Here is a 24,582-nt window from a genome sequence, read left to right as displayed (position 1 = left end):
GGCTGAAGCCTTGGACTCCAAGGGGCGATTCGCTCAGCGCAGGTAGACGCCGTCCACCCCCACTTTGCCGGGTCCGTCCAGGACGTAGATTCCGGCGGAATTGGCATGCACGCTGAAGCTCAGCCGCCCGTCGTGGACCTGAACTTCGCGACCGGTCACCGCATCGCGGTAGATGCCGTCGCGCACCCCCTCGACCGTCACCGACTGGTCGGAGCCGATGGCGAGCCCGATCACGGCATAGCTGCCCTCGCCCGACAGGTCGCGGACGAAACGCATGCCGCTGCCCCACTCGCTCACCTGGGTCATCTGCGCTTTCTGCAGCGCGGGGACGGCACGGCGAATCTGGTTGAGCCGCTTGATGTGCTGGTAGAGCGGGTGGGACTGGGTCTGGCCGATCCGCTCATCGATCAGGTGGTCGCCAAAATAGGCGCGGCCGGTCTGATCCAGGGTATCTTTTTCACCCTCGACATCCTGGGGAGCGCCCCGCATGAACGCGATCTCCTCGCCGTAGTAGAGGCAGGGAATGCCCCGCGCCGTCCAGATCAGGTTATAGGCCGCCGCGGCCATCCAGTCATCGCCCTTGAAACGGAACTTGAAGTCATTGTCCGGACCCACGTCGTGGTTCTGCAGGAAGGTCACCAGGCTGGTCACATCGCCATAGATCCAGTCCATCGACAGAATCTGTGCCGTGCCGCCGTAGGTTCCCTTGCTCACCGTGTCGCGGAAGGTGGAGAAGAGCCCGAAATCGAGCACCGAGAAGCCCGAGTCGCCGCCCGCGTTGGGGTCACGCGGGTCATGACCCAGGCGCGTGTACCACCAGGGGCGGATCTGGCTCGGGCCGTTGTCGCCGCCGCCCAGGTCGCCCCAACCATAGCCTTTGACCAGATTCTCGCCGAAGACGAACAGCCCCGGCTTGTGGGCCTTCCAGGCATTGACGTACTCGAGCAGGTTGTCGCGTTCCACATGCTTCACGGTATCGATGCGCAGCGCATCCACACCCAGGTCCAGATAACCGTTGATGGCCCCGATCAGGTAGTCCTTCACGTTCTGCCGATTGGTGGCCAGGTCGATGCAGTCACCCGCCAGGTGTTTGTGCTGCAGCGGATGGGTGCTCTCCCAATCGCCGCCGCAAATGAAGCCTTCCTGGTGGAACCACTCCGGATCCAACTGGTTGGCATCCACCCCGAAGAAGCGTCCGGGGTTATAGCCGGCCTTGGGAACGGTCTCGCCGGTCTTGGGGTCGACCAGGGGCTCGCACCCCTCGGGGTCGGATAGATGGCGCTCACGCCACCAGTCGGGAGCCAGCGGGTTGTCGATATCGTCCCGGTTCGGCCAGGCATAGTTGCCCAGGTTGCCCTGATAGGGTCCGTGATTCACCCGCCCCGGCGCGGAACCCTGCGGCACATAGTATTTGATCGGCAGATGGTCGATGTGGACCTGGCCGCGGATGCCGTACTGACAGGAATGGTTCAGCACGACGTCCTGGATGATCTTGATCCCCTGGGCGTGGGCCGCGTCGATCAGGTCCCGATAGGTGGCGCCGGGAGACTCCAGGCGCGGGTCGACCCGGGTCCAGTCATAGGGGTGATAGCCGTGGTAGTCGAGCCCGGAGCGGTTCTCGACCGGCGGGGTGATCCAGATCGCCGTGAAACCCAGATCACGGATGTAGTCCAGCCGCGCGATCAACCCCTTGAAGTCCCCGCGCCAATGCGGATCGACCGCCTGACCCGCCGCGTCGAAACGGATGCGGTCGCGGCAGAAGAAATTGTTCGACGGGTCGCCGTCGTAGAACCGCGTGGTGATCAAGAAATAGATCGTCTCTTCGCGAAAATCAGTGCGTTCCCCGACCGGCGCCAACGGGGCCTCCGCGGTCCAGGCGACCACGGGTGCCGACTGGTGCGCGGCGGCCGGCTCCGCGGGCGGCGGCGCGACCGCGCTGACGGCCGGCGCCTGATTGTGCCAGTGCCCCCGGGCATCCAGCCAACCGTTGCGCTCGCGCACATGATCCGGGGTCTGGTGACCTTGACCATCGTTGAAAATCAGATGCATCACGCGGGTATTCGGAAACCGGTGCAGGTACCAGCCCGCCCGCTCGGGGTCGGGCTGCATCGGCACGCCCGGCCACCCGCTGCCCCCGCCGCCAGGCGCGCCGTCCCACCAATGGATATAGAGGGGTTCGGCCCAACCTGCGGGGCATTCGCAGCCGACGATCAGATCCTGGTTCGGGAGCAGGGTATGGTTCGATGTGGGCATGAAGGGTCCTTAGGTCGAATAGATGAGCCAGCAAAAATCGGCGTCGTCAGGCGCTGTCCGGACTGACCCGCGTAGCTGCAATGACAGGGAGGCAACGGCGTTGATGGAATGAGGCGATTTCCGGCAATCGCCTGATCCCGGCAGTGACGAACCCGTTACGGAACCATCAAGCCGCTAACCGGACCCGTGCCAAGGTACCACCGACGGGGCTGTCGGTGAGCACCAGATCACCCCCATAGGCGCGGCAGATCTCGTGAACCACGGCCAATCCGATGCCGTGTCCGGGGGTGGACAAATCCGCGCGCGCGCCGCGCTCGATCACCGCACGCACTTGGTCCGGCGGGATACCGGGGCCATCGTCCCTGACCCACAGCACCAGCGTTCCCCCCTCCCGCCGACCGCCAATGTCAACCTGAGTGCGGCACCACTTGCAGGCATTATCGAGCAGGTTGCCGAGCACCTCCAGCAGGTCGCCCTCGACCCCGCGGAAGATGAGCCCGGGTTCCAGATCCAGGGTGACGGCAACGGCGCGCCCGGCGTGCAGCTTGGTCAGCGTCGCGATCAGCCGCTCCACGACCTGCGCGACCGGCACCGGCGCGGCCAGCGCGGCCAGGGGTCGCGCGCGGGCGCGTTCCAACTGATAGGCGACGATCGCGTCCATCCGGTGGATTTGCTCCACGAGCCGCGCGGCCAGCGCGGGCTGCAGCGACGCCTCGCCAAGCGCCCCGCGCAGCACCGCCAGCGGGGTCTTCAGGCTATGGGCCAAGTCTGCCAGGGCATTGCCGAGCCGGGTCTGGCGGGCCGACTCATGAGCCAACAATGCATTGAGATTGTCGGTGAGTGCGCGGAGTTCCCGCGGATAGACACCATGCAGGCGATCCTGCGCTCCGGCCTCGCACGCGGCGACCTCGTTCGCCACCCGCCGCAACGGCGCCAGCCCCCAGCGCAGCGCCGACAGCAGGGCCGCGAGCAAGATGATCGACATGGCCCCCAGCCAGCCGGTCAGGCTGCCGCGAAATCCGGCCAACTCGCGCCGGTACTCGGTGAGATCCTCGGCCACGCTGAAAGTGTAGGCGCGGGGGGCCGGACCAATCGTCCAGAGGACCCCGTAGCCCTCGACGAAATAAGCGTTGCCGTGCCCGTCGTGCGCCTCGTGGAAGCGGCGCTCACCCGGCGCCAGCCCGGTCGCGAACGGAATCCGCTGATCAATGGCCGAGACCGAACGCCACACCGTCCGACCCGCGGCGTCACTCACCTGCCCATAAAGCCCCGAATCAGGCAGACTGAAGCGGGCCTCGGCCAACGCGCGGGGCAGAGTCAGACCAACATCGTCAGCATCCGCCGCCGCCATCAGCAGATAGACCTGCCCCAGCAGTCGCTCCTCGCGTGCCGAGCGGGCACTGGCCTGAAAGGCGCGCTCCAAGGCCAGGCCGGCGAGCACCATGAACACCACCAGCACCAGGGCGGCAACCGCCGTGACCCGCGTCTGCAGCGATCTCACGCCGGGTCATGCCCCAGGACGAAGCGATAGCCCCGGCCGCGCAAGGTCTCGATCGGCGCCAGGCGGCCGTCCGGATCCAGCTTGCGCCGCAAGCGCCCGAGCAGCACCTCCAGCACATTGCTGTCCCGGTCCTCGTCATGGGGATAGAGATAGTCAGCCAACTCACGCTTGGATAATACGCGTCCGCGTTCCGTCATCAGCCGCTCCAGGAGGCGGAACTCGAAGTCGGTCAGGTCGACCGGCCGGCCGTCCACCGCCACCCGCTGCCCGGCGCGGTCCAGGCGCACCGGACCCGCGATCAACTCGGCAGTCGCCGCGCCCGCGGCGCGACGCAGCAGGGCGCGCAGCCGGGCCAGCAACTCCTCCATCTCGAACGGCTTGGCCAGATAGTCGTCCGCCCCCGCCTCCAATCCCTCGACCTTCTCCTGCCAGCGGCCGCGGGCAGTGAGCACCAGCACCGGAAGACGGTTGCCGGCCGCGCGCAAGCGGCGAATGATCTCGATGCCCGGCATCCCCGGCAGACCCAGGTCCACCACCGCCGCATCGAACGGGTACTCGGTCGCCAGATAGAATCCCTCGTCGCCGTTCCCGCTGTCGTCCACCCGAAAGCCCTCGCGGAGCAGTCGGTCAGTCAACTGCGTACGCAGCGCCGCCTCGTCCTCGATCACCAGGATACGCATCGGGTTCTCGCGGCGGTTGACATCGGGCAGACTCAGGTGATTTCCGGGAAAGAATTTTTCCGACGTGATCGGGCGACTCATGTCGCCCCTACAGGCGCCCCTATAGCCCTATGGATCTTGCAGACATGCGCTGTTGGGGGTGTTCATTCCCGGAAATCACCTCAGCTCCCGGAACCGGAGATGAAGACCATCCGGACCTCACCCGATGGGGTGAGGACCTTGACCTCATAGCCGCCGCTGGTTTCACGGACCGAGAGCACCTTGCCGCCGGTCTGGCGCCGCGCCGCCTCGGCAGCCTCCGCGGCTGAGGAGGCGCCACCGCCCCGGCCGACCAGGAGTGGCAGCGGATTCACGACCGCGGCCACCGGCGGCGCCGCGCAGACGCCGACCGGCCCGGCCAGGGCCGCCAGGGAGAGGACGACGAACAGGATGGGAGTGGGCTGCATGGGTAGGTCGAGTTCGGGTGCCGGCCGGATGACCGGGAATGTAGCATAGCCTCCGCCGAGCCGTGACCCGCGTCGACACGCCGCACCCTCAACCTGACCAGGGCCGGTGTTACCAATCACTGCGCAACATCAGGGTCACACCATTCCCCAAGCCGAGGCCCGGCATGATCACCGGCGCGCGAGGTTCCATGTAGATCGGCTGGCGGATAGCCACCGGGCGCCGGTCGTCGCATCGGTGCCGCGGACGATGGTCATGATGATGCCGCGGCTTGCGGTCGTGCCAGCTCCGTTCACCACGATCCCGATCCCAATCGCGCCGGTGTCCGTCGCCCCGGTCATCGCCCCCACGCGCCGCCGCCAGCCCCGGAAGCCCGAGCGCCACTGTCAACGCCACGGCCAGCGCAATCTTGAACCCAGTGTGTATTTTCGTCATGGTTGCTTCGCTCTTCAGGTCGGCTCAAGGCCCCGTGCCTCGACCCTTGAGCGCCATCTTAGGCCGGGGTTCCTGAACGCCGACTGAACCGGTGCGGAATGCGCTCTTGGTAGCGAGTCGAATCGCGATCGACAGCGAGCTGCTCATGCCCACATTGAGGCGCTTCTCCGATTACGACAACGACAACGACAACGATCGGCACGCCAAAGCCGCATCCTAATCCTGCCCGGTATAAACGCGCATGATCCGAAACGGCGGCACCGCACCCTCGACCCCGCCATTGAGGAAGGGCGCGCGATGCAACTGGTTGACGGCAATGTAAAGCCAACCGGGTTCGCCAAAGCTCAGCGCGTCCGGCCACAGCAGCCGATCGTCCTGGACCAGGGTCTCCAGGCGGCCGTCAGGACCCAGCACGGTGATGGCGTTGCTCCCCAGGTCAGTGAAATAGTGATGTCCCGCGGCATCAGTCGCGGCCCCGTCCGAGACCGGCTTGGGTCCAGCCTTGGTGATCGCCGCGGCGATCACCGCATCCGTCGCACCCTCCCGCAGCAACCGGGCCGGGACCTGGTACCAGGTTTCCCCGTTCATCGCCCCGAAAAACAGCGTCTCGCCGTCTGCCGATAAGGTGATGGGATTCAGCGCGATCCGGGCCGGCTTCACCTTCCCGTCCTCCCCCCGCGGTCCGATCACCCGGCCCTCGACTACCAGGTCCACGTCTTCCGCCTGTAATGCCGGCGAAGCGGTGAAGCGCCGTGAACGTCGTTGATTGAGATCCAGGACCACCAGCGCGGGCGACTGACTGCCGCCCACGTCCGCGATGTACACGAAGCCCCGCGCGTCATCCACTGCCAGGTCGTTCAGAAAACTCCCCGCCGGCCCCGTCTCCGGAGGAAAATCATAGCGATAGACCGGCTTGCCGTCGGCGAGTGCAAAAGCCAGCAGTTTGGGCGTTTGGTGCGGCATCAACGGCGGATCGCCCAGGCCATTGTCGAGCACCCACAGGCGCCCCTGGCGATCAACCCGGATACCGAGCGCGCTGTTGAGCACATCCGGCCCCGAACCAAAGGACCCGTTCCAGGCCGCATCCGGCCAGGGACGGTAACTCGCTGGCCCCGTGATCTCGATCAGTTGGGCAGTCCCGCGGCGGAACTGATGCACCGTGGCGAAGACCCGCCCGTCGGGAGTCACCGCCAGGTTGCCGGGATTGACGGGCAACTCAGCCACCACCTCGATCGAACCAGGCAGTTGTTGCTCATCGGCCCAGGCCGGGAGCGGCTGAGTGAGCGGGAGGGCGAGCAGCAGGGCGGCGAACAGTGGACGCATCAAAGACTCCGGGTCAATTCTCAAGCGGCTTGCACCGGGTGGGATGTTTGGCGAGGGGAGTGGGGTCTGCCAAGCAGAATTTCAAAGGGAAATCCCGACGCTGATCAGAGTCTCGATCCCGATCGGCTAACCGCCTGATACCCCATCGAAGAAATCGACCACCCCGGTTTCCAGCGAATACTCGGCCCCGACGATGACCAACCCCTCTTCCTCGCACAGGCGCTCCAGAATCGGCGAACCGTGCCGCAGATGGTCGACCGAGGAACGAATGTTCGCCCGCACCGCCTGACGAACCAGAGCGCCCAGATCATGCCGTAACTCGGTCTCCAACAACCCGACCACCGCCGGCCGCAGCCGGTCGACAATGGCGCGCAGATTCGGCGACTGACCCGCGGTCGGCTGCTGCAACTCCTCCAGCGTCGCCAGGATCGCCCCGCACTGCGTATGACCCAGCACCACGACCAATCGCGTACCGTAGCGTGACGCCGCAAACTCCACGCTACCGACCTGCGACGACGCGACGATGTTGCCGGCCACCCGAATCACGAACAGATCGCCCAGCCCTTGATCGAAGACAATCTCCGCCGGCACCCGCGAGTCCGAACACCCCAGAATGATGGCGAACGGCCGCTGACCCGCGGTCAATTCGAGCCGGCGCGTCTGCGTGGCAAGGCTGTCCCGGCTGCGAATATTGGCCGCGAAACGGGCATTCCCCTCGCGCAGACGGTCGAGTGCAACGGTGGCTGGGATCATGGGGGATTCACCAAGGTGTCGGCTCCTCAGGTTGGACACACATCATTTTACATTGCGCAGCGATCACCGGGCGTCGCTTTGCGACAATCCGCCTCGGATTGGAGCGGTTCGATGTTGCGGGGCCTCCCCTACACATTACAGGACTACCCCTTGGAAGATGGCAGAGCAGACGGAATGCTGACCTTGATGACTTAGGAGCGGCGCCCGCTGGAGACGGGCGCAATTCGGCCAGCACCAGACACTGGTGCTTTGCCGCCCGGGGTCCGCAGTCGCGTGGACAGCAGACATTCGCCAGGTCCAAGAATCACACATACTGTCGCCAAACTCCCTGCCCGGAATTCCTGTCCCCGACCGCCAAATTGTTCGAGACCGGCAGGTTCAGCTCCGGGCAGGCTGCCGGCCTGATCGGGATGGGGCGGGGGGCCTTTCTCGCCGAGCTTGGCCGCCTGGGGGTATCCACCCCATCCAGGTGGGCGCTGGGGAGTTGGACGTGGACCTCGCTGCCGCCGAGGCTGCCGGTGATCATCGTCGATACCAGCCCGGTCATTCAGACATGCTGGGTGGTCGCGAAGTCCGGATGCCCTTGCCTCGCGGGTAGATTGTACCGATCGACATAAGCCGTCGCGTTGATTCATGGCGCCTCGAAGGAAGCGCCCGGCATTGTCCAGGGGAGGCTTCAGCATCACGAACGGCCACCATGGCAGCGCGAGGGATCTGCGCGATGAGCCGGCGCTGCACGACCGGGCCCTCATCGCGGGCTGGCATCGCTACTGCCAGGTGCGAGCGACCAGCTTGCCGGCGTTGGGATTGGCGAGGTTCGGCATCGTCCAGCCGGCGACCGCCGTGCTGCCCCCGGCCGCCACCGGGACCGCACCGGACCAGTAGCCCGTACCCAGGCTGCTACGCGTCCAGGCGCCGGCTGAGCGCACTGCGGCTTTGGCGGTATTGGCGTTGTTGTCGGTCCAGCCGACGATGGCGACCGAGCCGTCACCCGCAAAGGCGGCACTCGGCCAGTCGGCTGACTCGGCGCGGGCCGACAGGCGCGTCCGCCGGGTCCAGGCCCCGCCGGCGGGTGCAATGCTCGCCCACACCGACCCGATGTTTGAAACATCGAGCGAGAGCCACGAGGCCAGCAGGTCGCCCCCCGCGCTCATCGCCAGTGCTGGGTAGTAGACGGACTGTGCGCCCGGTACGGGCATTGATGGGTCCCAAGGGCCAGCCGCCGGCCGCCTGGCGACGACCATGCTATTCCCATCAAGGTAACCGACCGCGGCATTTCCGGCCGCGTCAAGGCCGGGCTTCGGGTTCCAGGTGGATTGCCCGGTCGGTAACGATACCGTCTGCGGCAACTCCCAGGCTTGGCTTGCAGGCTGGTAAGCCGCAGCGATCGAGCTGGGGTTGCCCGGCGCGCCTTCCTGCCACACCGCGAGCGCGGCGCCGGCATCGTTGACCGCCAGTTCCGCGAGGCTCGCTCCGGCACCGGGGGTCGAAACGAGTGTCGCGGGCGTCCAGGCTCCGGTTCCGGGTGTGCCATCACAGGCCAGCGCCGTTGTACCGGTACCTGGGAGGGAACTCACCTTGATGCCTGCGGCGTCGGTCCATAACAGTGTCACCGTGCCATCGCAGGCAATGCCGAGCTTCATGTCGCCCGCTCTGGTGCCGGGCACAGGCTCGACGGCGGTGCCGAACGACCCCCCCGGCGCGCGCAGCGTGACCAACAATTTCGATGGCACCAAGCGGGTCGGCGCGGTGGTGAACGCGATCGCGGCGACTTCGTTGTTGCCGATCGCCGCGGCCACTGGGCCGGCGCCTGTGCTTGCGCCGGGCACGGCTTGCGAGGCTTGCCAGGCCGCGCCCTTGACGCGTTCCGCGAACCGGGCGTTACCGGTGGCATTCCAGGCGAGCAATGCGTGGCCGTTGCTGTTCATCGCCACCACCGGGGACGACGGCAGTGAGGAGGCGGCGAACGGACCCTGCAATGTGCGCATTGGCGTCCAGCCACCGGCCTGGGTTGCGGTGTGACCGAATAGGCAAGCCGCAGAGAGCAACCCCACAGAGACGGATCTCATTCTTATGGGCGTAGTGTCATGCCGAGCGGCGATCAGGGCTTTTTTCATGATTGGACCTCAAGAAATTGTTTCTCTAATTCTCCGGGGCACGCCCGGGATAACGAAATGCCTGGTCAGCAAAGGCAAATCACTTCGAACTCAAATGAGCGCGGGAAGCATCACGTCAGCGGCGCGAAGCACAATGACCCGCGCGCGCTGGTCCGGAGGATTGTCGTGGGTGCTTTCCGGCGGGAGCGCGGGGACGGAACATCGATAACCTCGTCGGCATCGGCGTGAAGACTACTGCACGAGCCCATAGCAAGACCGGCAACAAGGCGAGTAGGCAAGATAGATGCCATAGGAACGCCGAGCTTGGTCGAGAGAACGCGCCTCCCCTCATAGCGCATGAAGGCAGTCTAGTGCGCCGCCCTTAATCTAACCTTAAGGACAGGAAATCCGACCGCACAGGCGGCTGGCGCCGGCCGGGCCATACCATCGCTGGGAGGCGCGTGGCAAGCGCCGCGCGCGAGCCGACGGGGCGGGACGGGGATGAGGTCGCCATTTCGGGCCATCTACGGGAATGAGGGAGCCAACTCGCAGGGCGCCGAGCCGAGCGGGCGTGATGGTGTGCCGGGGCCTGGGTGCAGGGAGGAGCGCGTCGCTGGCGGGTGGCGACGGCGCAAGGGGCTCCCGCTGCACTTCCTGGCCGAAGACATACTCGGGTGACGGTTGCGCCAGAGCCTCCCAGTCCGATACGAGAGCGACCGGCGGGTCGTCCCAGGCCGGCGGCCTCGGTGCTGAAGGCGACGATGGGCACGGTGTCCGCTATCCGTTGGATTGCCGCCGTTCTTGTTCACAGGGCCAGCGTCCGCTCCGGGTCGAAAGCGGACCCGGAAAAACCGCCGCAGCCGTCTCCCGCCGACCAGGACCTCGGCCGTCACCCCCGCGAGTCGCCGGGCCAATAGCTCTCATTGAGGATGTCGCTGTCGCGGTAAGGACAGTCAGCGGGAAACCCGGCGGCGCGGATGCCGGTCTCCTGGCTCGCAATATGGCGGGCGTCCGGATAGGACTCGTTGATTGCATCGGCAAGAAAGGCCTTGAGGCTGGGGCTGAGCCGCAGTTCCCGACTCACCTGAACCCGCTGTTCAACGATGGAGCCGCGCCAGCTTGAGGTGCGGTGCTCGGGCTGGTACTGCCACTTCAGCAGATGGGCGATCAGGATGATCAGACGGCTGACGAGCTCGTTTCGTTCACGACGACCCATGGCTTCGAGTTCCTCAGCGAGCAATTCCGGGTCGATCTCGTGCGTGCGACCCTGACGCAGGAGCGCGGCCTGGCCGGCAATCCAGGCGTGATAGTCTTGATGGTAAAGATCGGACGTGGCGGGCATGCGGTGTGAGACTCGGGCAAAGCAATAGGGGCGCGGAACGGCAACGCGGACTCCCGAAACGACGGGCAGTGCGCCGATCATAGACGGACTGCCGGGCATCGGGCAAGACGAGCGGCAACGTCAGGGCAGCGGCACACCCTAGGGGCGGCCTTGATCGTAATCCCGGCCAGCGGCGTGCGTAGTCAGGGCTTCCAGCCCTGATGGTGTCGGGCCAGGATGGCCTGACTACGCACCCGGCGAGCCCAGCGTCAGGCTGAGCAGCGCGCGCAGGAAGCGGAACAGGCACTCGCCCGACTCCAGCAGTTGACAAGCCGGCCGGCCGAAACAATGACCAAGGCCGCATCCCGGTTTGCCAGGTCAGGACTTCACCCCCGCTTGCACCGGCGCCGGAGCGCCATCCGCCGCCGCCGGCGGCGTGCCATGCACCAGTTCCCTGAACCGCTGGAACACGACATAGAGCATGGGAATCAGGAAGACACCGAGCATGGACGCGGCCAACATACCGCCGAACACGGCGGTACCGACCGCCCGCTGGCTCGCCTCGCCGGCCCCGCTGGCGAGCACCAGCGGAATCAGGCCGAGGATGAAGGCGAAGCTGGTCATCAGCACGGCGCGGATTCGCATGTGGGCGGCGGTGGAGGCCGCCTCCAGGATCGACTTGCCGTGGCGGCGCTGCACCATGGCGAACTCCACGATCAGGATGGCGTTTTTGCTCGCCAAACCGATCAGCACCACCAGGCCGACCTGGGCATAGAGATCGTTGGGCAACCCCGTGAACCAGAGCGCAATCATGGCGCCAAGAACACCAATCGTGACCGATAGCAGCACGGCCGCGGGCATGGACCAGGATTCATAGAGCCCGACCAGGAACAGATAGGCGAATAACACCGCCAGCCCGAGGACGACCGTGGTCTTGCCGCCCGCCTCGCGTTCCTGCAGGGCGGTACCGGTCCATTCAAAGCCGAACCCGGCCGGCAAGACCCGCGCCGAGACCGCCTCCATGGCGGTGAGCGCCTCACCGGAGCTGCGCCCGGGGGCCGGACCACCGCTGATGGTGACACTGCGATAGTTGTTGTAGCGCTGAATCAACTGAGGACCCAGAATCAGCTTGGGCGCCATCAGGGCGCGGATCGGCACCATGTCGCCCTTGCTGTTGCGCACATGGATGCGATAGACATCATCGAACCGCTGGCGGTCCCCCATCTCACCCTGGATATTGACCTGCCAGACCCGACCGAATTTATTGAAGTCGTTGACGTAATAGCCGCCCAGCGTGGCCTGGAGCGCGGTAAAGATATCGCTGATCTGCACGCCCAGGGTCTGGGCCTTTTCGCGGTCGATGTCGAGGAAGACCTGGGGGTTGTTGGTCGACCAGGTGGAGAACACCGCTTGCAGCGCCGGATCGTCATTGCCGGCCACCACCAGGGCGCGCATGACCCCGGCCAACTCCTCCGGGGTGCGGCCCTGCAGGTCCTCGAGTTGGTATTCGAAACCGCTGCCCGTGCCCAGGCCGATGATGGGGGGCAGGTTGAAGGGGATGATCATGGCGCTGGCGATCCCGGCGGTCTGGGCGCGCATCCGGTTGATGACCGCGTCGACTTTGAGATCCGGGGTGGTGCGCTCCGCGAAGGGTTTGAGCCGGCCGATAACGGCGGCACTGTTGGATTGCACCACCCCGTCCATCAGGCTGAAGCCGGGAATGGTGAGGACGGAGGCCATCGCCGGGTCGGCGGAAAAAATGGTCTCCACTTGCTTCACCACCTCCAGGGTTCGATTGAGCGAGGCCCCCTGCGGCAGTTGGATTTCAGCCATGAAGGCGCCCTGATCCTCCGACGGCAGGAACCCGGTCGGCGTGGCCTTGAACAGCGCACCGGTAGCCAGCCCGATGCCGATGATCAGCACCACCACGACCATCGAGACCCGCACCAGCCGGGCGACGATGCCGGCATAGCCGTCGCGCACCCAGTCGATCCCGTTCATCACCCGGCCCATGATGCCGCGCCGTTCCTGGCTGGGCTTCAGGAGCACCGCACACAGTGCCGGCGACAGGGTGAGTGCATTGACCGCCGAGATCAACATGGAGAAGGCGACCACGGCCGCGAACTGCTGAAACAACTGGCCGGTGATCCCGGGGATGAACGCGACCGGCAAAAACACCGAGAGCAAAACCAGGGTGATGGCCAGGATAGGCCCGGTGATCTGCGCCATCGCTTTCTTGGCCGCCTCGCGCGGCGGCAGGTGCTCCTCTTCCATGATCCGCTCGACGTTCTCCACCACCACGATGGCGTCGTCGACCACAATCCCGATGGCAAGCACCACGGCGAGCAGCGAGACCGTATTGGCCGAGAAGCCGATCAGCAGCAGGAAGGCGAAGGTGCCCACCAAGGCGACCGGCACGGCGACCAGTGGAATGATGGTGGCGCGCCAACTGCCGAGAAACAGAAAGACCACAATGATGACCAGCACGAAGGCCTCGATCAGGGTGTGGATCACCTTCTCCAGGCTCGCCGTGACGAACTCGGTGGTGTCATAGACGACGCTGTAGGTCAGACCGTCCGGGAAGCGGGTGGCCAGCCGCTCCATGGCCGCGGAGACGCCATCCGCCACCTTGACGGCATTGGCGCCGGGCGCCAGGTAGATGGCGATCCCGGCCGTGTCGTGGCCGTTCAGCCGGCTGATCGAATCGGACTGGCGCGACCCCAGTTCGACCCGTCCCACATCCTTGACCCGCACGGTGGAACCGTCCGGATTCGCGCGCACCACGATGCGCTCGAACTCGGCGACGTCCGACAGGCGCCCCTTGGTCTGAAGGGTGATCTGAAACTGCGCATCCGAATGCATCGGCTGGGCGCCGATGCGCCCCACCGCGGCCTGGATGTTCTGGCTCTGGATGGCGGTCATGACGTCGGAGGGAGTCAGCCCGAGCGCGGTCAGGCGATCGGAGGACAACCAGATGCGCATGCTGTAATCGAGCGGACCGAACTGCGACACGCTCCCCACGCCCGGCACCCGCGCCAGCGTGTCGGTGACGTTGATGCTCGCGTAGTTGCTCAGAAAGAGCCCGTCATAGACCCCGGTCGGTGAACTCAGGGCGATCACCTGGAGCATGGCGGAAGACTGCTTCTGCACCGTCAGCCCCTGGCGTTTGATCTCCTCGGGAAGCTGGGGCGTGGCCAGGCTGACCCGGTTCTGCACATTGACCGTGTTCAGATCGGGATCAGTTCCCAGGGCGAAGGTGATATTGAGCGAATAGCTGCCGTCGTTGCCGCTGGTCGACTTCATGTAGAGCATGTTGTCGACGCCGTTGACCTTGGCCTCCACCGGCTGGGCGACGGTCGACTCCACAACGCTGGCACTGGCGCCTGGATAGGAACCGCTCACCGCGACCTGGGGCGGCACGATGTCGGGAAGCTGGGCCACCGGGATGGCGCCGATGGCGATGATCCCGGCGAGGAAGATGACGATCGAGATGACGATCGACAGCCGCGGCCGGTCGATGAAGACGTCGGAGATCATGGCGCCGCCGCTCCCTTGGCCGGCGTCTCCGCGGTCGCAGCAGGCGCCGGCACGGCGCTCACCACCATGCCGGGCCGCACCTTCTGGATCCCCTCGGTGATCACCAGGTCACCTTCGGTGAGTCCGCTGCGCACCGTCACGTTCGCGCCCACCGTGGGACCGGTCTGGATGCGCCTGACCTCCACCTTGTTCTCGGTGCTGACGATCAAGACCGAAGTCCCCTGCTGGTCGATCTGCAGCGCCGCCTGGGGCACCAGGATCTCCATGGTCGGGGTCGCGTCCTGCACCAGGACGCCGACATACTGACCGTCCACCAGATAGCCCTCCGGATTCGGAAAGCGTGCCCGCACGGTCACGGTGTCGGTGCCCCGGTCGGTCGTCACGTCGATGAAATCGAGCTTGCCGCGATGGTCATAGATCGAATCGTCCGACAGGCGCGCCAGCACCACCACGTTGCCGGGGTCACCGCCCTGCTCCTCGATGTCCTGACGCGCCTCCAGCAGGTCGCGCTGGGTGACCGGGAACTGCACGTCGATGGGGTCACGGCTCACGATCGTGGCCAGGGTGCCGCTGGTCGGGCCCACCAGGTTACCAACGGTGTATTTAGACAGGCCGATGCGCCCGGCGATCGGCGCGATGATCTGGGTGTAGCTGAGGTCGAGCTTGGCCGCATCCAGGGCCGCCTTCGCCTGGGCGATGCCGGCCTGGGCGATTGCCTCCGCCGCCTGGAGCTTATCCACCTCCGACTGGGCGATATTCTTCTGCTTGAGCAGCTCGCGTCCGCGGGCCAACTGGGCGCGGGCGTTCTCCGTGTCGGCCGTCGCCTTGGCGAGATCGGCCTCGCGCTGCACCACCACCGCCTGGTACTGCTCCGGCTCGATCAGGAACAGGACCTCCCCGACCTTGACCTGCTGCCCCTCCGTGAACTTGCGCTCTTTCAGAAAGCCCTGCACGCGTGCCTGCAGTTCCACCCGATCCATCGCCACCACCCGGCCGACGAACTGTGTCTGCTCCTCCACCGATTCGCGCTTGGCCTGGACCACGACCACCGCCGGCGGCGGTCCGGCGACCGCCGGCGCCGCCGCATCCTCAGTGCCGCAGCCGGCAAGGATGCCGAGGATGCCGAGGATCAGGACACGCGCCGCGCCCCGAACAGTCGCGGCGAGGGCGTGATGGTCGGGACAGGCCAGGGTCGGTAACGGCGTCGGGCGAAGCGGCATGATCGGCGTCCTTGGTGACGGGTTTAACGCAATTCTATCGGGGGCCGGCGACCGGTGCGACCGTTCTTGTGACGGACGACGCAGGTTGGCCGCGCGCGGCGAACTACAGTCAGAGACAGGCCATACGGCGCCGGACCCCCCGCCGGCACCGCACGGCCCATCGGCGCCCCGGGACTCTCCCCCAACCCTCGACCCCGGGGCGCTGTCTATCCGGTCGCACCGCGTGCTTGGTTCTCGCTGCACGCTCGCCGCTACTGAAGGTCGGACACCCATGCAGCCCAGCTACGGCGAAAAGGTCTTACTGGTCGACGACAGTCAGGCCATCACCGCGCTCTTGCGTGCCCGCTGCGAGGCGGTCGCGGGCGTCACCACCGAGAGCGCCGGGTCACTGGCCGAGGTGATGGCCAGTATTGAATCCGACCCCGATCGTTTCTTTCTGGCGGTCGTCGACCTCAATCTGCCGGATGCCCCGGACGGTGAGGTCGTAGACTATATCCTCGCGCACGACATCCCGGTGGTGGTGCTCACCGGCCACTACGACGACGCCATGCGCGAGCGCATCCTGGCCAAGAACGTCGTTGATTATCTGCTCAAGACCAGTGTGCACGAGATCGAACACGCGGCCGCCCTGGTCCGGCGCATCCGCCGCAACCGCGACATCAAGACCCTGGTGGTTGACGACTCGCGGGCCTTCCGCCAGTACATCGGCGGACTCCTCGAACTGCAACACCTGCAGGTGCTTTATGCGGAGAACGGCCGCGAGGCGCTGCGGGTGATGGATCATGAGCCGACCATCGAACTGGTGGTCACCGACTACAACATGCCGGAGATGGACGGTCTGGCACTGATCGGCGCCCTGCGCCAGCGGCGCGGACGCGACGAACTCGCCATCATCGGGGTCTCGGATACCGCGACGCCGACGCTGCCGGCGCGCCTGCTCAAGAACGGCGCCAACGACTTCATCACCAAGCCGTTCCTGGTGGAGGAGTTCTACTGCCGCGTCACCCTGAATCTGGAGCTCATCGAGCAGATGCGCGCCATCCGGGAAGCCGCGGTGCGCGACTATCTCACCGGGCTCTACAACCGCCGCCACCTGTTCGAGGCCGGTGAGGTGCTCTACGCCAACGCCACGCGTCAACGCCAACCCCTGGCGGCGGTGATGCTCGACATCGATCACTTCAAGAAGGTCAATGATACATATGGACACTTGGCCGGAGACCGCGTGCTCAAGCAGGTCGCCAGGGTGCTCGGCAAGGGGCTGCGCCGCGCCGACCTGATCGGACGCTACGGTGGCGAGGAATTCTGCATCCTGCTGCCGGGAATCGAGCCATCCGCGCTCGGGGACAAGCTCGAGGGCTTGCGGGCGACCGTCGCGGCAACCCGCATTGGCCACGAGGGGCAGGACCTGTCCGTCACGATCAGTCTAGGCGCCACCCTGGAACCGTCCGACAGCCTGCAAACCATGATCGATCGGGCGGATGCCTGCCTGTACCAGGCCAAAAAGGACGGCCGCAATCGCGTCATCATCGATACGGCCAGCCCGTGCCGCTAACACCATGCCCGCACCGCGCCGAGTCGGTGGATACACGTGACGCCTTACGGCTTGTTACGCGCGCTTAACAGCATAGTGTGATGTCCGTCACATCGCGCAACGGCTATCGCTCAGGCCATGCGATTCGTCTTGACCTCCGGGATTGCGGCACTTAGCCTTGAAATCGACAGGGACGATATCGGCGCCAACCAGACCGCAACACGACTCGACAGATGCCGTCGGCGGCGTCGCGTCGTGACTCGCTCGGGCACGGTAGCGAGCGGTTGATCCGCAGACCGCCTTTGCCCCGAGGCGCCCAACCACGTCCCCTGGGGTCACCCGCCCTGGCGAGAGCGCCTCCGGCGTTCTGTCGGCTGTCCCGCGGCCAAGTCGCCCGGGGCGGCACGCGCACGCCCCCTATCCAGGGACCGGGCGGCCCTGGCTGCCGGCCGAGCGTGACAGGGAGTGCGGGCGGTCGGGGGCGGATCTTGCTAGACTAGAGCAAAGACAGGCCGATCAGCTACAGAAAGATCGCTTGTTTCAAATCATGGAAGCGTCGGCAAACCCGGAAGCATCGGGATGGCGGCGGCGATCCACGGCCGGGGCTCAGGCCGAGCCCAGGGCTCAGGTCTACAGGATCGATCCCTTGCCCGTCCAAAGCGGTCCCGCACGACTCTTTGGACCTGATGATGCCGGCGTAAGACCGGTCGGCCTCCCCACCAGCGGGAGTGCTCATAAGCACGCGGCGAGAAGTACAGCATGAACAGTTCCAGTAGCGGTCCAGGCGATGTCGTCCTGGTGGTCGATGACGAGGAGGGCATACGCCGGATGCTGCAGTTGGTGCTCCAGCGCGGCGGCTATCAGGTCATCGCCGCCGGCAGTGCCGAGGAAGCGATCTCTCTGGCCCGCACCTGTGGGCCGCGGCTCGCGATCCTCGACTATTGTCTGCCGGATATGACCGGGCTCGATTTGTTGCGCCGACTCAAGACCGCGGATGCACGGCTCCCGGTGATCCTGCTGACCGGCTTTGCCGATCTTGCCAACGCGGTGGTGGCAATCAAGGAAGGCGCCTTCGACTATCTCGCCAAACCCTTCGATAATCAAGGACTGTTGTCCAAGGTGCGGGAAGCGCTGACCTGCTGTCCGCGACCCTCACCCCGACTGGGCGCACCGGGCAGCTTGCGCGCACGGATGGGACCGAGTCCGGCGATCACCCGCACCATCGAAGACGTCGAGCGGGTGGCGCCCACCGATTTCTCGGTGAGCATTTTCGGCGAGACCGGCGCCGGCAAGGAGGTCGTGGCGCGAGCGGTCCACGACCTGAGCCCACGCGGCAAATTTCCCTTCATTGCAGTAGATTGCGGCAGCATTCCCGACACCCTGATCGAAAACGAACTGTTCGGTCACGAGCGCGGTGCCTTCACCGGCGCGGAGCGGCAGCAGCCCGGCAAATTCGAGGCGGCCCAGGGCGGAACCCTCTTCCTGGACGAGATCGGCAACCTCTCCTGGTCCGCCCAGGCGCGGCTGTTACGGGTGTTGCAGGAGCGGGTCATCTACCGGGTCGGCGGGACCAAATCGATCCCGGTCGACGTGCGCCTGGTATCGGCCAGCAACCGGGACCTGGCGGATGCGGTCACCAAGGGGACCTTCCGCGAGGACTTGCTCTATCGGCTGTGCGACTATCGCATCACGCTCCCGCCGCTGCGCGCCCGCACCGACGATATCATGCACATTGCGCACGATTTTCTGGCCGAGGCCAACCGCGAACTGGACAAGCAGGTCAGCAAGTTCAGCGACGAGGCCGCGGCGGCCCTGCTCGCCTTCCGCTGGCCGGGGAACGTGCGCCAGTTGCGCAGCGTCGTCCGGCGGGCGGTGCTGATTGCCAACCATACCATCGACATCGAGCACCTGGCATTGCCGGAGACTGACTCCGACCGGCCCGAGTCCGCCGTGGCCAACCTGTTCCATGCCGGCATGTCCCTCAAGGATATCGTGCATAAACGCATGGCGGACGTGGAGCGTCAGGTGTTGTTCGAGGCGCTGCAGCGTCTCCACGGCAACAAGGCGGCGGTCGCCCGGCTGCTCCAGGTGGACTACAAGACGGTTCATACCAAGCTCAAGACCTACGGGTTGAGCGCCTAAGGGAGCGCCATGGGCGCCATTTATTGCTTCTGTTTCGCTCCCGCCGCACTGCCGACTGATCTGGATTTCGCAGCCTGCGGTTGGGAGGACCCGATCGTCGTTCGCCCCCTCGCCGGTCTGAACGCTGTCCTGTGCGAGGTCCCGCAGGATCGCTACACCGGCGACGCTGCCGAACGGCGGCTGGCGGACCTGCAATGGCTGATGCCGCGCCTGGAGGCCCACGACCGCGTGATCACCCAGGTCATGGCGCACGCCACCGTCTTTCCCCTGCGGTTCGCCACCCTCTTCTCATCCGATCAGGCCCTCGCCATCGAGGTCGCGCACCGGCGGCGGACCTTGCTCGATTTTTTCGCACGCATGGCCGGGCGCGAAGAATGGGCCATCAAGGTCCTGCTGGACCAGGACCGGGCACTGGCCGGACGGATGCGCGCGCTGTTTCCCGAGACTACGGATGCACCCTCCGGCGGGCGGGGTTACCTCTTACGTCAGCGCCAGAAGGTCCAAGCCGAACAGGCGATCGGCCCCTGGCTCAATCAACTCATCGCCGACCTCGACCCACGCCTGCTCCAACACTGCGCGTCGGTCCTCAAACGTCCGGCGCGCGACCCGGCAGTGGCCAATCGGGCCTGTCTGGTGGACGCGGTGAACGCCCCGGCACTCCATGCCGAAATCGCGCGGATCAGCATCGATTACGCGGAGCACGGTCTCGAACTGCATTGCTCCGGCCCCTGGCCCCTCTATAGTTTCTGCGTTGCACCATGACGACCACCACCCGTCCGATGCTTCACTGCATCCTGCGTGACCCGCCGCGCGCGCCGGCGCTACCCGCGGGGCTGCGGATGCTCGCGCTGGATCACTTGGGCGCGCTGGTCGCCGACGTGGAACCCGACGCGATCCGCCGCGCCGACAGTGACCGGCTGACCGCCTATGCCGACCTGATCGCGCGCATTCACCAGACCGAGACCCTGATCCCCATGCGCTTCGGCTGCGTCCTGGCGAGCGATCAGGCGATTCTGACACTCCTGGACAAACACCGCGATCGGCTACTCACACTGCTCGATCATCTCGCCGATTGCGTTGAGTTCGGCGTCCGGCTGATGCTTCCTGACCCGCCGGCCACCACTCTGGCGGCGACCGGTTCCCGTCCTGCGCCCCCTCACTCCGGCGCTCAGGCCCGGCCGGATCAGGACCCGCGCCCCGGCCACGGCCACTTGGCCGCCATCCGCCAGCGCCTGAACGGCGAGGCCCAAGCCATCGCGCGGGCACAAGCCGCCAAGGGCACGCTCGAACGGGCCGTGCCCGGGCTCTTCCGTGAACTGCGCGAAGAGTTCGGACAAATTGGTGGGCACTCCTTGTTATCGCTCTATTTCCTCGTGCCGCGCGAGGTCAGCGCCCGCTTTGTCGCGGGCTTACAGCAGGATCAGTCGGCGGTCCCGGGTACCGGTCTGATCACCGGCCCCTGGCCGCCCTACAATTTCGTGGGAGCGATCGACGATGATCTCCGATCCTTCACTTGATCCGGGCCGCGCCTACGCGGACGGTGCCCGGGAACCCTACGAGAATCTGTTTCGCACACTGTTCGATGCGATTCCATCCTCGATCCTGCTGGTGGACAGCCGACTGCGCATCGTCATGGCAAATCGCAATTTCCTGCAAAAAGGCAATCGCACGCCCAAGGACACGATCGGCCACCGCTTCGAGGACGTCTTCCCACCGACGATCGTCGAGCGCACCCGCATCCTCGACTGCGTGCGGCGGGTGTTTGAACGCAACGAGCAAAGCCGCTCCCAGCGGATGACTTTCCGCGCCCCCGGCGTGCCGATGCGGACCTACCATTTCCGTGCCTTGCCCTTCAATTGGAACGATCAGGTCCAGTACGCCCTGTTTCTCATGGAGGACATCACCGAGCAGGTGCGGCTCAGCCAGGACATCCAACGCGTGGAGCGCCATCTTGCCAGCGTGGTGGAAAGCGCCAGCGATATCCTCGTCTCAACCGACAACCGCGGCCACATCCTCAGTTGGAACAAGGCCGCGGAACGGCTCACGGGCTATCTGGCCGCCGAGGTGATCGGTCGCGGCCTGTCGGAGTTCTTCGCCCCGACGGACCGCCGGGAGATCGAACAGGCGCTCGCGGAAAGTCCCACGCTGACGGCCAGCCGGATGGCCGAGTGGGCACTGATCACCCTGTCCGAGGAGCGCATCGCGGTATCCTGGACGCTCGCGCCGATGCGCAACGCCGACGGTGAGACCACCGGCATGGTGGCCGCCGGACGGGATCTCAGCGAGCGCCATCGTTTGGAAACCCAGTTACTCCAATCCCAGAAACTCGCCGCCCTGGGGGTCATGGCCGGCGGCATCGCCCACGAGATCCGCAACCCGCTGGCGGTGTGCTCATCCGCGGCCCAGTTCCTGCGTGATGACGACCTGGACCCGGAACTGCGCCGCGAATGTGTCGAAAAGACCATCGCCGGCATCCATAAGGCGTCCGAGATCATCGAGAACCTGCTGCGTTTCGCCCGCTCGTCGGCCGCTGAGAAAATGACCCGGATCGACCCGATGGCCTTGCTTACCCAGGCGCTGTCCGTCGTCAGTCACCAGGCGCATCTCAACCAGCTCGACATCGAGACCGAATTCTGCCCTCAATCCCTGGCGGTACGCGGCGTACCCAGCCTGCTCGAACAGGCCTTCATCAATATCCTGCTCAATGCCATCGCCGCCATGCCCAACGGCGGTCTGCTGAGCCTGTCGCTGGACGGTGAGGGTGAGGAAGTCCTGGTGCGCATCGTCGACACCGGCGTCGGCATCGATCCCGCGGATATCGGCAAGATCTTCGACCCGTTCTACACCCGCTCACCCGTCGGCAAAGGCACCGGGCTCGGCCTCTCCATCTGCTACTCGATCATCCAACAACACCACGGACGCATCGAGGTGGAAAGCGAACCCGGGATCGGCACCTGCTTCTGCGTTCATTTGCCATTGGCTTGAGGACATCGATGATCTCGAGGATGGCCACGTCTTTAATGATCGCTGACCGTTGCGTTTTCGTATGACCACATCTTCGGCAGTCGCAGAAGGTCCGCCCCCGGTATTCGCGCCGGAGACCCCCACCTTTCTCACCGTCGACGACGAACCGGATATCAACTGGATACTGGGGCGACTGATTGCGCAGCGCGGATTTCGCTCGCATCACGCCGGCTGTGGTCAGGAAGCGATTGAACTGAGCCGCCATAATCGCTACTGCGCCGTGTTCGTGGATGCGAAACTGCCGGATATCGAAGGTCCGGTGCTCATCGAGCACCTGCGACGCGTCCAGCACGATCCGTTCGTGATTCTGATCTCCGGTTACTTCTTTTCCGATGATCCGGTCGTCGAACAAGCCCTCAAGAGCGGGCTGATTCAGGGCTTCGTCGCCAAGCCTTTCCTCCATCAGGAGATCCTCGCGCTGATCGATCGGGTGGTCGCGGCCTAGCCGGGTCACTATGGAACCGTCACCCCGTTTATGGAAGACACTCCATATCCCGGCACTGCGAATCCGGCGCGGGTCATCACCCCTCCCTGTAAAGATCCCGCTAAGTCATTGCTTGAGCGATGTGTCACATTCCGAGACAGAGCGTATCAAGCCTTGGCACGGCGAATGCTTAAATACAGACAAGCGAACAGACCGGCAGGATGCCGCACCGACATTCCCTGAACCCGCAAGCAGTCTGCAGCGGTCCACGGGGTACGATCGGCTGGGGCTGGTGCGAACGGACCCGCGCTGTTGACTCAAAGGCCGGCAGCATCGCTTAAGGCGCACATCCCGTGCAATTATTTCGACGTTCAGAGGTCTACGAAAATGGCAAAAGTCGCCAACTCTACTGATTCCTCCAGCCTGGCCGAAGTTGTTGACCGCATCCTCGACAAGGGCATCGTGATCGATGCGTGGTTGAAGGTCTCCCTGGTCGGTATCGAGCTGCTCGCCGTTGAAGCCCGTGTGGTCATCGCGTCGGTCGAGACCTACCTGAAGTATGCCGAGGCCATCGGCCTCACCGCTCCGGCAGCCGCTCCGGCCTGATCGAGCGTCTCGTGCCTTGGGGGTGTCGCTCCGATGCATGAGGCATCGACCCCGAGCGACACTTCCCACCGGGTCAGGTGGCAAGCCGCGCCGAACCTGGTGATTGGGCTGCGCGGGGACCCGCCTGCTCCAGGTCCAATTCCGCAATGTGATAGTTAGGAGCAAACAATGGGCCGTTTTACCGAAGACATGGGGCGGCTGCGCGACGAGATCCAATCCGATCGCATCGCCCGCCAAACCCTGATTGCCGACACCCGCCAGGAAGTCACCGACACCGCGCACGCCTTCATCAGCGATTTGAAGAGCAATGTGGAGTCGCTCCAGGCCAACTTCCGTGATCAACACGCCGATATGGCCGAGGCCGCGCGGGCCGACCGCAACGCCTTTCTCGCCCGCTTGGGGGGCGCTGTCGCCGATATCCGCGTCGCGGCCGCCAGCCGCCAGGCCAGCGTCCGGGAAGCGCTTGCCCAGTCTGCCGCCGAGTCCCGTACCGCACGAGACCAAGCCGCCGCCGCATTACGCGATGAGGTCGCCCAGATGCAGGACGGTTTCCGGCACGCCCGCGGCGTGATGGCGATGGACGTCCGGGCCGCCGGCCAGTCGTTCGTCTCCGAGATCGTGCATGCCGTCGCCGACATCCAGCAGCAGACGCAGCAATTGGTCGGCGACTTCGCCGGCGAGCGCCATGCGGCTCGTCAAGCCTGGCGCGGCGAACCGACGAAACCGGCGGCCCCGCCGCCACCCGCTGTCAGCCCCAAGGCCGCGGCTAAACCCGCACCCAAGGCCCAGCACAAGGCTGCCGCGCACAAGGAACCAGCGCCAAAGCCCGCGGAGAAACCCGCGCCGACGCCGATCGTGACTGATGCCGCACCGTCGCGGACGCAGCGAGAGGATGTCAGCGAGGACTAGTCGGAGTAGACTGGGTACCTGGGTCTATCGCGGTTGCCTTTCGCGTCAAGACACTGGTCGCGCCAGGACCGGCGCGCCCAGGTACCGGACGCGGAGGTCTGCATTGCAGTTTCCAGGTCAAAGGATTGACCGGAGCCTCGACGCAGCGAGGAACAACCAAACGGAAACCAAATCATTCGCCGGGGTGTGCGATGCGTTCGTCATACCCCATACCTACAAGCCAGGATAACCAGAATGAGCGTCGAACCCTTGGAAGCTGCCGGCCAGGTCCCCGCGATGAACAGTGATAATGTGCAGCCCGAGGCGAGCGACACCTTCGTGGCCACACCCCAGGTCGAAGCCTTGGCCGAGCGGGCTTCAGCCTATCTCGAGGCCGGCTTCCC

20 protein-coding genes are annotated in these 24,582 nt (G+C 65.5%); 9 read left to right on the top strand and 11 right to left on the bottom strand.

Going from position 1 to position 24,582, the window contains the following annotated elements; all coding sequences use genetic code 11:
- Positions 1 to 33 precede the first annotated feature (33 nt).
- The 7 genes from A39O_RS0115165 to A39O_RS0115130 form a co-directional block, all read right to left on the bottom strand.
- On the bottom strand, positions 34 to 2,253 hold the full coding sequence (locus A39O_RS0115165; protein ID WP_020505510.1) for an alpha-amylase family glycosyl hydrolase: 2,220 nt from the start codon (positions 2,251 to 2,253) through the stop codon (positions 34 to 36).
- A gap of 166 nt (positions 2,254 to 2,419) precedes the next feature.
- Positions 2,420 to 3,754, bottom strand: coding sequence for an ATP-binding protein (locus A39O_RS0115160; protein ID WP_020505509.1), 1,335 nt, complete (start codon positions 3,752 to 3,754; stop codon positions 2,420 to 2,422).
- Positions 3,751 to 4,434, bottom strand: coding sequence for a response regulator transcription factor (locus A39O_RS0115155; protein WP_026199438.1), 684 nt, complete (start codon positions 4,432 to 4,434; stop codon positions 3,751 to 3,753). Before A39O_RS0115155 ends, A39O_RS0115160 begins: the two co-directional genes overlap by 4 nt.
- A gap of 161 nt (positions 4,435 to 4,595) precedes the next feature.
- The gene (locus A39O_RS33675; protein WP_020505507.1) at positions 4,596 to 4,880 is read right to left on the bottom strand and encodes a hypothetical protein; all 285 of its coding nucleotides are present in this window, start codon (positions 4,878 to 4,880) and stop codon (positions 4,596 to 4,598) included.
- A gap of 109 nt (positions 4,881 to 4,989) precedes the next feature.
- Entirely contained in the window at positions 4,990 to 5,313 is a 324-nt protein-coding gene (locus A39O_RS0115145) for a hypothetical protein (protein ID WP_020505506.1), read from the bottom strand.
- A 216-nt stretch (positions 5,314 to 5,529) separates the two neighbouring features.
- On the bottom strand, positions 5,530 to 6,636 hold the full coding sequence (locus tag A39O_RS0115135; protein WP_020505504.1) for an L-dopachrome tautomerase-related protein: 1,107 nt from the start codon (positions 6,634 to 6,636) through the stop codon (positions 5,530 to 5,532).
- 126 nt (positions 6,637 to 6,762) lie between these two features.
- Positions 6,763 to 7,389: a carbonic anhydrase gene (locus tag A39O_RS0115130; RefSeq protein ID WP_020505503.1), complete on the bottom strand. Its 627-nt coding sequence runs from the start codon at positions 7,387 to 7,389 to the stop codon at positions 6,763 to 6,765.
- Here A39O_RS0115130 and A39O_RS43590 point away from each other — a divergent pair.
- On the top strand, positions 7,368 to 8,006 hold the full coding sequence (locus tag A39O_RS43590; protein WP_407635642.1) for a UPF0175 family protein: 639 nt from the start codon (positions 7,368 to 7,370) through the stop codon (positions 8,004 to 8,006). The genes A39O_RS0115130 and A39O_RS43590 overlap by 22 nt on opposite strands.
- A gap of 150 nt (positions 8,007 to 8,156) precedes the next feature.
- On the opposite strand, the gene A39O_RS0115120 is transcribed toward A39O_RS43590, so the two are convergent.
- The 4 genes from A39O_RS0115120 to A39O_RS0115105 all read right to left on the bottom strand — a co-directional run bounded on the left by A39O_RS0115120 (position 8,157) and on the right by A39O_RS0115105 (position 15,563).
- The gene (locus A39O_RS0115120; RefSeq protein WP_020505501.1) at positions 8,157 to 9,377 is read right to left on the bottom strand and encodes a hypothetical protein; all 1,221 of its coding nucleotides are present in this window, start codon (positions 9,375 to 9,377) and stop codon (positions 8,157 to 8,159) included.
- Between the two features lie 997 nt (positions 9,378 to 10,374).
- Positions 10,375 to 10,827: a DUF29 domain-containing protein gene (locus A39O_RS0115115; RefSeq protein WP_020505500.1), complete on the bottom strand. Its 453-nt coding sequence runs from the start codon at positions 10,825 to 10,827 to the stop codon at positions 10,375 to 10,377.
- A 357-nt stretch (positions 10,828 to 11,184) separates the two neighbouring features.
- Complete coding sequence (locus A39O_RS0115110; protein ID WP_020505499.1) at positions 11,185 to 14,343, bottom strand: efflux RND transporter permease subunit; 3,159 nt, start codon at positions 14,341 to 14,343, stop codon at positions 11,185 to 11,187.
- Positions 14,340 to 15,563, bottom strand: coding sequence for an efflux RND transporter periplasmic adaptor subunit (locus A39O_RS0115105; RefSeq protein WP_020505498.1), 1,224 nt, complete (start codon positions 15,561 to 15,563; stop codon positions 14,340 to 14,342). The genes A39O_RS0115110 and A39O_RS0115105 overlap by 4 nt, the downstream gene beginning before the upstream one ends.
- Positions 15,564 to 15,834: 271 nt before the next feature.
- Between A39O_RS0115105 and A39O_RS0115100 the strand changes: the two genes are divergently transcribed.
- The 8 genes from A39O_RS0115100 to A39O_RS0115065 all read left to right on the top strand — a co-directional run bounded on the left by A39O_RS0115100 (position 15,835) and on the right by A39O_RS0115065 (position 24,199).
- On the top strand, positions 15,835 to 17,115 hold the full coding sequence (locus tag A39O_RS0115100; RefSeq protein ID WP_020505497.1) for a diguanylate cyclase: 1,281 nt from the start codon (positions 15,835 to 15,837) through the stop codon (positions 17,113 to 17,115).
- Positions 17,116 to 17,853: 738 nt separating this feature from the next.
- Positions 17,854 to 19,236, top strand: a complete 1,383-nt coding sequence (locus tag A39O_RS0115095; protein WP_026199436.1) for a sigma-54-dependent transcriptional regulator — start codon at positions 17,854 to 17,856, stop codon at positions 19,234 to 19,236.
- A gap of 9 nt (positions 19,237 to 19,245) precedes the next feature.
- Positions 19,246 to 19,998: a GvpL/GvpF family gas vesicle protein gene (locus A39O_RS0115090; RefSeq protein ID WP_020505495.1), complete on the top strand. Its 753-nt coding sequence runs from the start codon at positions 19,246 to 19,248 to the stop codon at positions 19,996 to 19,998.
- Complete coding sequence (locus A39O_RS0115085) at positions 19,995 to 20,753, top strand: GvpL/GvpF family gas vesicle protein (protein WP_020505494.1); 759 nt, start codon at positions 19,995 to 19,997, stop codon at positions 20,751 to 20,753. Before A39O_RS0115090 ends, A39O_RS0115085 begins: the two co-directional genes overlap by 4 nt.
- Positions 20,731 to 22,221 carry a PAS domain-containing protein gene (locus A39O_RS0115080; RefSeq protein ID WP_020505493.1) on the top strand — a complete coding sequence of 497 codons (1,491 nt, stop codon included), beginning with the start codon at positions 20,731 to 20,733 and terminating at the stop codon, positions 22,219 to 22,221. The genes A39O_RS0115085 and A39O_RS0115080 overlap by 23 nt, the downstream gene beginning before the upstream one ends.
- A gap of 61 nt (positions 22,222 to 22,282) precedes the next feature.
- Entirely contained in the window at positions 22,283 to 22,705 is a 423-nt protein-coding gene (locus A39O_RS0115075) for a response regulator (RefSeq protein ID WP_020505492.1), read from the top strand.
- A 366-nt stretch (positions 22,706 to 23,071) separates the two neighbouring features.
- Entirely contained in the window at positions 23,072 to 23,290 is a 219-nt protein-coding gene (gene gvpA, locus A39O_RS0115070) for a gas vesicle structural protein GvpA (RefSeq protein WP_020503491.1), read from the top strand.
- A 168-nt stretch (positions 23,291 to 23,458) separates the two neighbouring features.
- Positions 23,459 to 24,199 (top strand): hypothetical protein, encoded by a 741-nt coding sequence (locus A39O_RS0115065; protein WP_020505491.1) that lies wholly within the window; start codon positions 23,459 to 23,461, stop codon positions 24,197 to 24,199.
- Positions 24,200 to 24,582: the final 383 nt, after the last annotated feature.

It is taken from the genome of Lamprocystis purpurea DSM 4197, assembly GCF_000379525.1.
GTDB classification, from domain to species: Bacteria; Pseudomonadota; Gammaproteobacteria; order Chromatiales; family Chromatiaceae; genus Thiodictyon; species Thiodictyon purpureum.
Note: the sequence above shows the minus strand (reverse complement) of the source record. Positions and strands in the feature narration are given on the sequence as shown.